The sequence below is a fragment of the Exiguobacterium sp. CH10 genome, from assembly GCF_018617635.1.
Classification (GTDB): domain Bacteria; phylum Bacillota; class Bacilli; order Exiguobacteriales; family Exiguobacteriaceae; genus Exiguobacterium; species Exiguobacterium aestuarii_A.
In genome coordinates, this window is record NZ_JACSKO010000001.1 from 1170088 (window position 1) to 1182469 (window position 12382).

At 46.0% G+C, this 12382-nt stretch carries 14 protein-coding genes; 6 read left to right on the top strand and 8 right to left on the bottom strand.

The genetic code is table 11. The features are described 5' to 3' along the window. The first annotated feature begins 28 nt into the window (after positions 1 to 28). From KNP04_RS05835 to KNP04_RS05855, 5 genes are all read left to right on the top strand, one after another. A complete protein-coding gene (locus tag KNP04_RS05835) occupies positions 29 to 238 on the top strand; it encodes a helix-turn-helix transcriptional regulator (protein WP_214694717.1) in 210 nt (69 codons plus the stop codon). After that, the gene (locus KNP04_RS05840) at positions 235 to 702 is read left to right on the top strand and encodes a hypothetical protein (protein WP_214874994.1); all 468 of its coding nucleotides are present in this window, start codon (positions 235 to 237) and stop codon (positions 700 to 702) included. The genes KNP04_RS05835 and KNP04_RS05840 overlap by 4 nt, the downstream gene beginning before the upstream one ends. Before the next feature lie 129 nt (positions 703 to 831). Beyond that, positions 832 to 2160 (top strand): MATE family efflux transporter, encoded by a 1329-nt coding sequence (locus tag KNP04_RS05845; protein WP_214821402.1) that lies wholly within the window; start codon positions 832 to 834, stop codon positions 2158 to 2160. Next, positions 2144 to 4435 carry a bifunctional glutamate--cysteine ligase GshA/glutathione synthetase GshB gene (gshAB, locus tag KNP04_RS05850; protein ID WP_214874995.1) on the top strand — a complete coding sequence of 764 codons (2292 nt, stop codon included), beginning with the start codon at positions 2144 to 2146 and terminating at the stop codon, positions 4433 to 4435. The genes KNP04_RS05845 and gshAB overlap by 17 nt, the downstream gene beginning before the upstream one ends. A 137-nt stretch (positions 4436 to 4572) precedes the next feature. Further along, on the top strand, positions 4573 to 5073 hold the full coding sequence (locus tag KNP04_RS05855) for an SRPBCC family protein (protein ID WP_214874996.1): 501 nt from the start codon (positions 4573 to 4575) through the stop codon (positions 5071 to 5073). 45 nt (positions 5074 to 5118) lie between these two features. On the opposite strand, the gene KNP04_RS05860 is transcribed toward KNP04_RS05855, so the two are convergent. From KNP04_RS05860 to KNP04_RS05895, 8 genes are all read right to left on the bottom strand, one after another. Then, the gene (locus KNP04_RS05860; RefSeq protein WP_214874997.1) at positions 5119 to 5490 is read right to left on the bottom strand and encodes a YidH family protein; all 372 of its coding nucleotides are present in this window, start codon (positions 5488 to 5490) and stop codon (positions 5119 to 5121) included. An 8-nt stretch (positions 5491 to 5498) separates the two neighbouring features. After that, positions 5499 to 6143 (bottom strand): response regulator, encoded by a 645-nt coding sequence (locus KNP04_RS05865; protein WP_214874998.1) that lies wholly within the window; start codon positions 6141 to 6143, stop codon positions 5499 to 5501. After that, the gene (locus KNP04_RS05870) at positions 6130 to 7155 is read right to left on the bottom strand and encodes a PAS domain-containing sensor histidine kinase (protein ID WP_214786117.1); all 1026 of its coding nucleotides are present in this window, start codon (positions 7153 to 7155) and stop codon (positions 6130 to 6132) included. Before KNP04_RS05870 ends, KNP04_RS05865 begins: the two co-directional genes overlap by 14 nt. 154 nt (positions 7156 to 7309) lie before the next feature. Further along, positions 7310 to 7870, bottom strand: a complete 561-nt coding sequence (locus KNP04_RS05875; protein ID WP_214874999.1) for a hypothetical protein — start codon at positions 7868 to 7870, stop codon at positions 7310 to 7312. A 16-nt stretch (positions 7871 to 7886) separates the two neighbouring features. Further along, the gene (locus tag KNP04_RS05880; RefSeq protein WP_214875000.1) at positions 7887 to 9080 is read right to left on the bottom strand and encodes an NAD(P)/FAD-dependent oxidoreductase; all 1194 of its coding nucleotides are present in this window, start codon (positions 9078 to 9080) and stop codon (positions 7887 to 7889) included. 272 nt (positions 9081 to 9352) lie between these two features. After that, positions 9353 to 10417 carry a threonine aldolase family protein gene (locus KNP04_RS05885; RefSeq protein WP_214875001.1) on the bottom strand — a complete coding sequence of 355 codons (1065 nt, stop codon included), beginning with the start codon at positions 10415 to 10417 and terminating at the stop codon, positions 9353 to 9355. 55 nt (positions 10418 to 10472) lie between these two features. Beyond that, the gene (locus KNP04_RS05890; RefSeq protein WP_214875002.1) at positions 10473 to 11453 is read right to left on the bottom strand and encodes a zinc-binding dehydrogenase; all 981 of its coding nucleotides are present in this window, start codon (positions 11451 to 11453) and stop codon (positions 10473 to 10475) included. A 2-nt stretch (positions 11454 to 11455) separates the two neighbouring features. Then, positions 11456 to 11947 carry a lactoylglutathione lyase family protein gene (locus KNP04_RS05895; protein WP_012727473.1) on the bottom strand — a complete coding sequence of 164 codons (492 nt, stop codon included), beginning with the start codon at positions 11945 to 11947 and terminating at the stop codon, positions 11456 to 11458. 118 nt (positions 11948 to 12065) lie between these two features. On the opposite strand from KNP04_RS05895, the gene KNP04_RS05900 reads away from it, so the two are divergent. Then, positions 12066 to 12374, top strand: a complete 309-nt coding sequence (locus tag KNP04_RS05900; RefSeq protein WP_031422089.1) for a winged helix-turn-helix transcriptional regulator — start codon at positions 12066 to 12068, stop codon at positions 12372 to 12374. Positions 12375 to 12382: the final 8 nt, after the last annotated feature.

Genomic DNA, 12382 nt, shown 5'->3' on the forward strand with positions numbered 1-12382 from the left:
TGGTAGAAACTAGAAATGAGGTGGCAATATGCCATTAGTCAACCGCGTGAAAGAACTGCGTGCTCGGCACCAGTTAACCCAAGGCGACCTTGCCGAAAAGGTCGGTGTGACGAGACAGACGATCATCTCGCTCGAGAAAGGCAGCTACACGCCATCACTCATGCTGGCGATGCACATCGCACGCGTGTTCGAGGAACCGGTCGAATCTATATTTACAATCGAGGAGGAAACAAAATGAAACACGTCGTCGTTCAGTCAATTTCCAGTATCATCTTGTATGTCCTGATGGCTTTTCTATTCAGCTCGTTTTTGTCTGATGTTTCGAAGACCGTCATCGAGTCTGACCGATTCTTAGTTGAATTTAATCTACTTCCACTGCTATTACTCGTTGTTTTTGGCATTGTTTGGACAGTCTATTCGTTTAACACCCGCCCTAATAAACAGTTGAGCTTTACTCAATGGTCTGTCCGCATGACCGAGTTCAGTGAGGTCGATGAGCGTGAACAAATCATCACAGCGAAAGCGACAAAAGCGGCATACGTCTCGTTCGGCATTTCCGTTCCTATTTTTATGGGATCGTTTATGTTCTATCCGTTGTTTGAAGATACACTCCCCGCCTATCCAATTTATGCACTCGCCTCAACGCTCATCATCGCGACACTCGTCTATATGACGACCTGGATTCGCGGCTATCGACATTAAGGAATTCATCGCGAATTCCTTTTTTTGTGTCCATTTTTCATCGATTCGGACATCATGATTGCCAATTCTATTACACCGTGCTTATATATAACTAAATGGTTATATAAAGAATGTAAGGAGTCTTGCTTCGTGAAAACTGTCGATTTAACGATTGGAAACGTGCAACGTGTCATTCTGGCTCTCGCCCTTCCGCTCGTCGGTAGCTCATTATTACAGTTTACGTATAGTCTCGTCGACATGTTTTGGGTCGGTGCGCTCGGGAGCGATGCTGTGGCAAGTATCGGTGCGGCCAGTTTTTATATCATGCTCGGCCAGGCGATTCAATCGTTGATTGTTGTTGGCGCCGGCATCAAAGTATCACAAGCTGTCGGGAGACGTGACCTCGATCTGGTTCAGCGCTATGTCCGGGCCGGCAGGCGTCTGAATCTAACACTCGGTCTTTCGTACATCACATTGCTGATTTTGTTCGGTCATACCTTCATCGGCTTTTTGAATATGGGCGCCTCCGACGTGGAGCAGCTTGCGTACGAATATTTATTCGTCAGCGCGCCGATGCTCATCTTCTCTTTCTTTAATCTGTTGTTTGCTCGTCTATTCAGTGCATATGGCAATACGACAACGGCGATGCGAATCAATGCGACAGGCGTCATCCTCAACATGATTCTCTCCCCGATTTTCATTTATCCATTCCAACTCGGTGTGATTGGGGCTGCTCTTGCGACACTTGTCGCCAACGTCATCATGTTCGGATTGTTTTGGCACCGCGCTCGTACATTGTTCAGTTGGGATGAAGTCGTTCAGCCGACTCGAGCTGATTATGTAGAGGTGTTTCGTCTTGGTTTTCCGATGGCAACCCAACGTATTTTGTTCACGGTAATCAGTATTTTTCTTGCCCGCATGATCGGTTCGTATGGGACAGAAGCGATTGCGGCACAGCGCATCGGACTCCAAATCGAGTCGATTGCCTACATGATGATTGGTGGCTTGAACGGAGCAATGGCTAGCTATACCGGACAAAACCTCGGGGCACGAAAAGTAGATCGTGTGTATGAAGGTTACCGCGTAACGACCCGACTCGGGATGATCTATACGGGATTCATCATGTTGGTATTTTTAATCGTTCCGGATTTGCTCATTGGTCTATTCGTCGATGACATTCGAACCATCGAGATTGGGGCGAGTTACTTACGAATTATCGGCATTTCGCTCGTCTTCTCATCGATTGAAATGATCGGAAACGGATACTTCTCAGGACTCGGATTACCGAAAATTCCTGCGACCATCTCGATTATTTTCACAGTGGCCCGTATCCCGCTCGCATTTGTTCTTGAGCCTTATCTCGGAATCGATGCCATCTGGTGGAGTATCGCCATTTCAAGTATCACGAAAGGGCTTGTCTCCGCCCTCTTTGTCCGATTAACGAAAAAGGAAGTGATTTCCCTTGCAGAAGCAGTTTAATCAACTACCCCACCAGCTCATCACGAGTGGAAAATTTGCCATCGAGCGAGAAATGTTACGGGTCACGTCAGACGGCACGCTAGCTGTTACGAAGCATCCAAAAGCACTCGGTCATAAAGCGACACATCCATATATCACGACCGACTTCTCGGAAAGTCAAATCGAGCTCATCACCCCGACATTTCCGACAATCGAGGCGGCACATGACTTTTTAGAAACGCTATACGACATCACGGCACTAAACATAGGCGACGAACGTCTGTGGCCACAATCGATGCCATGCGCATTGCCGGAAGGCGGTACGATTCCACTCGCTGATTTTGGTGTGACTGAACTCGAAGCTAGCCGTTACCGGGAGCATTTGCTCCACAAGTATGGGGCGAAAAAACAACTCATTTCCGGAATTCATTTCAATTTTTCGTTTTCCGATGAGATGTTATCCGCACTGTACGAAGGGTCTCCTGAACAATATCGACACTTCAAAGATCAGCTTTACTTAAAATTGATTCGTCAATATTTACGGATGCGATGGCTCATCGTCTATTTGTTCGGTGCTACACCAGCCGTTCATGTGAGTTATGAAGAACAATGTGTCAGTCAGATGCAAGCGCTCCACGAAGATACTTTTTCAAATAAACAAGCATTGTCATATCGGAATAGCGACTGTGGGTATACGAATGTTGAACCGCTATATCCAAATTATGCGACACTCTCTAGTTATATAGATGATGTAAGATGGTTCATTGCCAAAGGCGAGATTGCCAATCCGAACGAACTCTACTCACCCATCCGATTGAAAACATCGAAAGGTGGTAACGATTTAAATCAACTCGAAGCACACGGCATCGATTATATCGAAATTCGCAATATTGATTTGAATCCGTTTGAAAAGACAGGAATTGCGCGTTCAGATTTACGGTTCCTTCATCTGTTTTTGCTGTACTTGACCTTTACTGAGGAGACACCTTATTTCGATTGGCAAGCTGAAGCGTACAATAATCAACAATGTGTCGCCAAAGAAGGCATGTCTCCTACAAGCATATTGACTCGAGATGGCCACGCCATACCTTTACACACGTACGCGACAGAACTTCTCGACACCATCGATGCGTTCAACACACACTATGACCTCGGCTTCGAAGATGTCTTTCCCGCTCTACGCGAAAAAATTGATCACGTGGACCGGACGTACGCTTCCCGATTAAAGACGATTATGACCGAGACGGGCTATCACGCATGGTCCCTCGCCCAAGCAGAACACTTTTATGAGGACGCCTATGCAAATCGTTTTCGCATCCACGGTTATGCCGACCTGGAACTGTCTACTCAAATCTTAATGAAATCCGCAATTAAACGTGGTTATCCTGTCGACGTCATCGATCGTTCCGACCAGTTCATTCGGATTCGAAAGGGCAAACACCATGAATACGTCAAACAAGCAACGAAAACATCAAAAGACAATTATGTTTCCGTCTTAATGATGGAGAATAAAACGGTGACAAAGTTTGTACTCGCAGAGCATGGAATTCGTGTCCCGGAAGGGGTAGAACTTCAAGAGGAATCGGATTTATCTCAGGCATGGCATTCATTTTCAAAACAACCCATCGTCTTAAAACCAAAGTCCACAAACTTCGGAGTCGGTATTCACATTTTTAAAGACGGAGCGACGTATGAGGAAGCACTGTCTGCATTTCAGTATGCGAAAACGTTTGACGATGTCGTTTTACTGGAGACATTCTTACCTGGAAAAGAGTATCGCTTCCTCGTCATCGGAGAGGAAGTCGCGGGCATCCTCCATCGTGTCCCGGCGAACGTCACTGGGGATGGCACCTCTTCCATTCGTCAACTCGTTGCGACAAAAAATGAAGACCCGTTGCGCGGGAAAGGATACAAGACACCGCTCGAGAAAATCGACATCGACGAGGTCGTCATCTCATTTTTACGTGCTCAAGGCAAGACACCCGACAGTATACCCGCTCTCGATGAGCGTGTCTTCTTGCGCGAAAACTCTAACATCAGTACCGGCGGAGATAGTATCGACTACACGGATCAAGTTTCTGACATCTACAAGCGTATTGCTGTCGATGCCGCTAAGTCAGTCGGGGCAACGATCTGTGGTGTCGATATGATGATTCCCTCTCTCGATCATGCGCAAATCGAATACGGCATCATCGAACTGAATTTTAATCCTGCGATCCATATCCATGCTTTTCCTTATGAAGGTAAGGAACGACCGATTGGTGAGATGCTACTTGATTTATTGTTTCAGGGTTGAACAGTTGTGTTTTGGACGATTGTGGTCAGGGCATATCCAACTATGAGGATAGTAACGAAACTCGCTTCTTTTTCCAAGCATTAGCCAATCTAAACGACTAGATGTATAACGGATTCATCCTGAGAGGAGAACGAATCATGAGTACGGTCAAATCACATGTAGAGGGCACGACATTGATCATGGAACGTCTGTTCAAGGCACCACGTCAACTTGTATTTGAAGCATTCTCGACACCCGCACATTTAGAAAAATGGTGGGGACCTACTGGATGGGAGACGAAAGTATACAGCTTCGACTTCAAACCAGATGGGATTTGGCATTATTGCATGACTTGTGTCGACAAAGATCAAGGTGACTTTTACGGTATGGAGTCATGGGGGAAATCGACCTTTATCGACATCGATCCCTACTCACGAATCGTCTATACGGATGCGTTCTCAGATGCGGACGGGCACGTCAACCCGGACTTACCTGTCATGACGATCACAAATGAATTTCTCGATACATCGGAAGGCACGTTATTCATTAGTCGCTCCGAATTCCCGAATGAAGAGGCTCTCCACCAAGTCGTCGAGATGGGCGCTGTCGAAGGGTTCACCTCTCAACTCGATCGTCTCGAAGCGATTGTGACGCAGTAACGTAAAAGGCACCGTCCTCGTAATAGAGGCGGTGCTTGATTGCTTTCAAAACAAGAAGTAGCTCACGACAAGGATTAGTGAAAAGATGAAGACCATCCCAATTGCCAAAGCAATGAGACTCATCTTCGCAGATTTGAATTGTTGCGTGTTAATCGTATGCACTTTTTTCAAATAGGAACGGGTTCCTACAAGAATTGTACTGATGCCAAACAAAATTGATAACATTCCGATTGCTGAGATCAATTGATGTTCTGCACCATTCAAATTCTCGCTTCGATAATAATGAAAGTTCGTCACTAAGAAACCGATCCCAATTACGGTAATCGCAGTACGAATCCATGCGAGGAACGTCCGCTCGTTCGCTAGGTGCTGCTGGATATATTGTGAATCGATTGTTTTTTCTACTTCTAACTTCATACCTTCCGTCATCCTTCCATTTCAATCAAATGATTTTTCAAGGCGTATTGCACCAATTCGTGTCGGTGCTTCATCTGCAGTTTGTTCATAATCCGAGCTTTATGATTCTCTACTGTTTTGGGACTGATTCCTAATTTTTCCCCGATTTCATTATGGCTATATCCTAAAGTCGACAACCGCACGATTTCTAGTTCCCGGCGTGTCAATAACGGATGATTGTTCTTTTGAAGGACAATCCTCTCCATCTGTTCCTCGGTCAACGAAGTGGCGTAATATCGTTTTCCTTCAAATACGCTCTCAATTCCCTCAGATAGCTGAGATGGATCGCTATTTTTCGACATATAACCTGGTACCCCTAGTTCAAGAGCGCGTTTGATATAAATCTCTTCATCGTGCATCGTCAGTAAGATGATTTTTGCGGAAGGCACTTCCTCAGCGAACGCTTGAACCGTCAAAAAACCATCCAACCCGTTCGGCATCGTAATATCAAGTAAAACGACGTCTGGACTGGTTCGAATCGCTTCTTGTATCGCTGCCGCTCCTTCCCCCGCTTCACTGACTACACGAATTCGCTCATTCGAACGAAACATCAGTTTCAATCCGCGACGAACCAGTTCATGGTCATCGACGATCAATACATCAATCGGTTTCATCATGACCTCGCTCTCTCGGAATCGACACTAAAATTTCAGTCCCGTGTCCGATCACCGAAACGATCTGAAACAAACCTTCTATTGTTTTTGCTCTCTCTTCCATGTGACGTAGCCCTAACCCTTTCGAAACTTCGCGAGAATCAAAGCCAATCCCATCATCCCAGAATAACAATTCGATTCGTCCATCATGCTCCGTGATTCGACAATCTATATGTGTCGGGTTCGCATATTTCATCGCGTTCACAAGTGCCTCTTGAACAATCCGATATACATTAATCTCAACAAGAGCGTCACATCGTGTCTTTAGTCGGAAGTCCGTATGAAATGCGACGTTCGGATACCGAGTGGCAAAACTATCAAATAACACGTGTAGTGCAGATTCCAGTCCAAATTGATCAAGTTCGACTGGTCTCAACTGTTTTGAATAATTTCTTACGTGATCCATTAGAAGACTCACTTCAGAAATGACAGAACTCAAATATTCTTTTTTATCGGGATCAACGACGTCTGATTGCAGTGAATTCAAGGCAAGCGTAATACTAAACAGCGATTGCCCGACCCCATCATGTAACTCTTGAGCCAATCGTTCATGCTCCTCTTCTCTCGCCCGAATCAATTCCCGAACCATTTGTTCTCTCAAAATATGCGCTTCCCTGCGTTTTCGTTCTGTGAAATCTCGTAAGACGAGCAGATAGTATGTCGCACCGGTCGTCGGATCATTTAAGATGCGCGCCGTGTTCATCTCGACATCAACCATGTTCCCAGAGTATGTCGGCATCTCCGAGGTGAAATATGGGGAACGTTCATGTTCAATCAAATAGCAACGTTCTTCGCCAATGTTCACGTTTCTCTTCTGACAAAAAGAACAATAAGGAACCGGTTCACCGATTTGCCATCCCGTCAATTGTTCGGCCGATTGATTCATCGAGATGATGGTTCGGTCATGGTCCATCACAATCACACCGTCTTTGAGTACGTCTAATATTTGATGTTCAAAGTCACGTAGTGTCAACGTTATCCCCTCCGCACTCTTTCAGTTCTTATATCCATAATACCCCTATGGGTAAACAAACCCAAATGATGCACTTCATTCCCTCATGAAAAAAGACGCGCCTCGAGGCACGTCTAATTTATTGAAAACTCTATTCATCATGATTCATTCATGTTTAACGTTTGATTGTCCGTTCGTTTAGTACATCAACAGTCGCTTGAACGTATTTAAGGCCGTGTTGAACTGATGGTTCTTTAATCCAACGCATGAGTGAAAATAGGGTGATGTGGCGGTCATCCTGTTCGACACGTTGTTGTACTTCTGTCCACATTTCTCGTGTCCATTCAGCCTTCTCTTTTGCTGGCACGGCATACTCTTCGATCCGTTGCTCAATTAATGCTTTTGTTTGTTCATCGTGGTATACATCTTGAACAAACGAGAACATGGACTCAAGTTGATTCGTCACCTGTAGTAACATCGGCAACTTTTCGGTCAGTTTTATAGCCGCTTCCAGCGTTTCGATTTGGATATTGGAATTGTCGATGGCCGCGTCAACTTTCTCTTTTACCGATTCATCTTTCATCGTTGCCATACCAAAATCAACAGCATCTTCCAAACGACGGAGAGACTGTTCGATTTTAGGTAGACGATCAATGAGTGCAATCAGCGCTTGCTCAACGTCGGGTCTTGTCAGTACGGTCTCAACCGTTTGCTCTTCAAGTGCAGAACGTTCCATCACGATCTCTCCTTTCTTACATCGTCCCTTTCAACATGCCATTCCAGTACATAATCGGTAAAAAGTCTTTTTTCAAAATATACATGCTCCGTCTTTCTTTTGCTTGATTGAACGGCATCGATTCTTGTGGAACTTTATCATAATCAAACTCTGCTAGAATCAATGAACCATATCCCGTTACAATCGGGCACGAAGAATAGCCGTCATAAGAAGCAATCGGCAAATGGCCATACATTGTATCCAGTACATTTTGGACAACGACAGGTGCCTGTTTTCGAATCGCTGCACCTGTCTTCGATGTTGGTAAGTTCGTACAGTCACCTAACCCGAACACATTTTTAAATTGTTTATGTTGAAGTGTATGTTTGTCGACATCGACCCAACCACCGGATTCCGCCAATGAACTGTTTCGAATAAATGCCGGAGCTTGCATCGGTGGTGTGACATGAATCATGTCATAACTCATCTCAAACGATTCACCAGAATCTAAGTTTTCAAAAATCGCAATTTTTTCATCTGCTTTTATTTCCGTTAAATTCACCCGGAAATGTGTTTCAATCTGTTTTCGTTCGAGTACCTTCTCCAACGCGTCCCGATACTTCGCAACATCAAAAATGGCAGGATTAGCTGAACCGAAGACCACTCGACTCGAATCTCGAATCCCTTTCTTCGCTAAATACTCTTCAGCCAGATACATGATTTTTTGAGGAGCGCCCCCACATTTCACTGGAGAAGCCGGGTGCGTGAACAATGCAGTCCCACCTGTGAATTTTTCGAGAGTATCCCATGTATAATCAACATGTTCGTATGAGTAGTTACTGCAGACCCCTTTTGTTCCAAGCGATTCTTTTAATCCTTTGATGCGTCCCCAGTCAATTTCAATCCCTGGTGACACGATGAGAAAATCATATTGAATCTTTCCGTGACTTGACGTTTCGACTTGATTGTTTTCAGGATCAAATGTCGTTACATGATCTTGTAACCACTTAGCCCCATCAGGGATGAGAGAATCCATCGGGCGGGCCGACTCTTCTTTCTTCACAATACCTGCTCCGACTAGTGTCCATAACGGTTGATAATAATGAGTAGTGGCGGGATCAATCAGTAGAATCTCATCTTTCAAATGATGTTTCTCTCGGAGTAATCTTGCCGCTACACTGATTCCCCCAGTTCCCGCACCGATAATGACAATACGATAATGCATACGCATCCTATACAGCCCCTTCCGTTTCATCACACGTTATTTTTTGACAAATAAGTGAACTGCTCTACAAATCAAGCATATTTGAAAGCGTATACATTTTATATAGGGGAAGTCCCTCAATTTTCGTCAAAACCGTTGATATATGTTGTATAGTACACTGGTTCATCGGAATTTTGTTTACGCGCTCTTCTTTTCAAAGTGACTTTAATCATTTTGAAAAGAGCTATTTTCCTCAATATAAAAAGCCTTGAAGATAAACGTTCTTCAAAGCTTTATGCTCATTCAGCATGTAATTGTCTAAATAAACCATCAAGTTGATTGGAAGTAATCTCAGGATATACATCACCAATACTGATTTCTGTGGAACAGTACCCTTCTTTTTCAACGAGATAACCAGTGATGCCAATCCCCGTTTTTTCTTGGATTCCTGCAATCCGCTCACCTACTTCCTCCTTTGCCCCATGGAAGTGAAGATGGAACATATTTGTGACCGGGATGTGTGGTGTCGTCCACACGCCATCGAGTTCATTGAAGCGCGCTGCCAATCGGACGGCCTCGTCTCGATACTCGGTCATCTTCTCTTTCCGCAACTCATAGTAATAATCCGAAGAAAGGATGTATGGATATAGGCTGATCAAGTCACCGCCATAGCGACGCTTCCAAACTTTCGACGTGTCGCAAAATGCCTTCGGTCCAGCAAGGATAGCCCCGGCAATACCACCGATTCCTTTATAGAATGAGACGTACACGCTATCGAAGAGCGCACAAATCTCAGACGCTTCTTTCTCATAATACGGAAGCGATTCGAACAGTCGCGCTCCGTCTAGATGTAGATAAATCCCTTTGTCGCGACAATGCTCGCTAATCGCTTCGAGCTCTTCGAACGTCGGCAGCTCTCCACCGATTTCGCGTTGTGGCAGTTCAAGCAACAGACACGCGATGTCTGGCAACGCTTGAATCTCTTCGAGTGTCATCAATCGATTTTCGTCCCCGACCAAGATCGGTTCGATGTGATGTAACTCTTTCAAGCCATCCTGTTCGTGAATCTCAAGATGACAGAGCGGATGATATGCGACCGTCTTCTTCCCTGTTTCATCACACCAAATGCGTAAGGCAATCTGTTGTGCCATCGTTCCACTCGGGAAGAATACCGCCGATTCTTTCCCGAGAACGTGCGCCATCTTCTCTTCGAACTGTCGAATCGTTTTCCCCTGTCCATACTGGTCACTCGGCTCATCTTCACGCACCTGTTCAAACGCGCGTTTCAACACCCTGACTTCCCGTTTCCCGTGACCGCTCAATTGAACGGTTGTCTGAAGATACGTGTCTACCAATCGCTCCATTCTTTCCCCTCCTCGACAAATAAGCTCCCTGTCAGTATAACAGGGAGCCATCTTTTCAGTCGCGAATCCGGACGATGAGTTTACCGCGTACTTTTCGCGTTTGTAGTTTTTCGAGACCTTCTTTCAATTGGTCGAACGACAACACTTCTGTCACGAGATCGTTCAGTTCATCCGCGTCGAGCAAATTCATCAACTCTTCGGCCATATACGCCAAGTTGCGAATCGCATGTTCGTCCTCGCTCGCATGCGCCGCCCCGAGCGCCACCTCGTGAATCGAAGGTGAAAGAGTGAAGCCTTTCATGTTCGTCATATCTGGTGGACCTGCGATATAGGCGAGATGTCCGCTAAATGCGAGACGATCTAAGTCAGCCGTCGCGACATCACGACCGACCGTGTTCAAAATCAAGTCGACACCACGTCCATCCGTCTCTTCCATGATCCGTGAAGTCACATCTTCGACGTTATAATCAATCGCCACGTCCGCCCCGAGTGACTCTACCCACTCAAAGTTTTCAGGAGATGCCGTCGTGAACACCTTCAGACCGAGTCGCTTCGCGAGCTGAATCGCAAAACCGCCGACACCGCCCGCACCGGCATGCACAAGAATCGTTTCTTTATCCCGTGTGTTCAGCTTCTGCATGACTGCTTCATACGCTGTCATTCCCGCGCACAGGATGGAGGCAGCTGCCTCGTCGCTTACACCTTGCGGGACGACCGCACACGCCCGGGCATCGACGACCGTATATTCGGCGAATCCTCCATATTTCGAAAGATCCGTATGCACGGCTACACGTGAACCGGTAATGATGTTGGCGATACTTGAACCGACCTCAACGACTTCTCCGACGAGGTCGACACCGAGAATATGTGGGTATGACCAATTAGGATTTCCGTTTGAGCCGACTTTATAATCGACCGGGTTCAAGGCGACCGCTTCGACACGAATCAATAGTTCTCCCGTTCCTGGGGTCGGACGGTCGATTTCTCCAATATGCAGATGATCAAGACCAGGTTGGTCGAGTAGCCATGCTTTCATGCTTAGTAAGCTCCTTCCGAATACGTGAGTTCGTATGAGTGTGAATAAATCTCGACGAGGTTGCCGAACGGATCTTCGCAGTACACCATGCGATATGGTTTTTCACCTGGGTAGTATTCACGAATCGGCATCCGTTGTTTGCCGCCATGAGCGACAATCTTCTCGACGAGCCCTTCGATGTCAGGGTCTTGTACGCAATAGTGGAAAATCCCTGTCTTCCAAAACTCGAAATTATCTTCTGGTGTCTCGTTGTTCGGGAATTCGAATAACTCAATCCCGATTCCATCTCCCGTTGACATATGGGCGATTCGGAATTTTCCCCAGCCCGGTCCGAAGACGTCCGTACACATGACCCCGATCGGTGAATCGTCCTCGACGACGTCTGACGGTGTCATGATGGTATACCATCCCATCACGTCCTCATAAAATTTAACGGCCTCGGTTACGCTCGGTACAGAAAGACCGATGTGTGAAAATGTTCTTGGATACGTCATGTTTCATCTACTCCTTTTTGTTTGCTCAATTTAGCGGATAACGATAAGATACTGTCATTGAAGCAAGAAAAAAAGTACGCACATTGAAGTAACTACCCGAAAGTGAGGCTCCTTGAACATGACCACATCGTTCCCCGTCAACCGTGCACTTGAGATTATCGGTGGCAAATGGCGCCCCCAAGTGTACTGCACGCTTCAAGATGGACCGCTTCGTTTTTCTGATATTCAACGGGCGATTCCTGACGTCAGCCGAAAAGTGTTGACCGACCAATTACGTGAACTCGAGCAGCTCGGCATGGTTCGCCGTGTCGACTACTCGACCGAGAAGCACCTGCACGTCGAATATTCATTAACCGAAGACGCCCTCGGACTGCAACCCGCCATGAATGCCCTTTGTTCATGGGGAGAGTGCCACGACAACAAATAATCCCGAGC